This window comes from Vibrio sp. 10N.222.52.B7, assembly GCF_041474275.1.
Classification (GTDB): Bacteria; Pseudomonadota; Gammaproteobacteria; order Enterobacterales; family Vibrionaceae; genus Vibrio; species Vibrio crassostreae_C.
The window spans coordinates 1-287 of the sequence record NZ_JBFRTU010000741.1 but is presented as its reverse complement, the minus strand read 5'-3'; the positions used below and the strand labels follow the sequence as shown (position 1 = coordinate 287).

Annotated in this window: 1 pseudogene; it reads right to left on the bottom strand. The window is 39.4% G+C overall.

Annotation, left to right across the window (positions count from 1 at the left end):
• Positions 1-287, bottom strand: a pseudogene (locus tag AB4512_RS25075) (LysR family transcriptional regulator); the annotation flags it as partial.

The following is a 287-nucleotide window of genomic DNA, read 5'->3' as shown; positions in this document are numbered from 1 at the left end:
GTCGCCATAAGTTATACGATGCTATGTTTGACAAGTTAAGCAGCTCTTCACAACCATCCATTAATAGAACTCGTTGTGATGGTGCTTGAGACTTAAAGGTTACCAGGTCTTCATGAGCCACCCACCAACAGTTGACGTGAAATAACTCCTCTATGTTGAAGTCGTAATTTGTCTTGTGATAGGGGTTACCTAAGGCTAAATCTATCTTCCCTTCATTTATATAGTTACCTAACACGAAACTTGGTTTAGTTACGACAAGTAAATCAACGTTAGGGAATGCTTCTGAA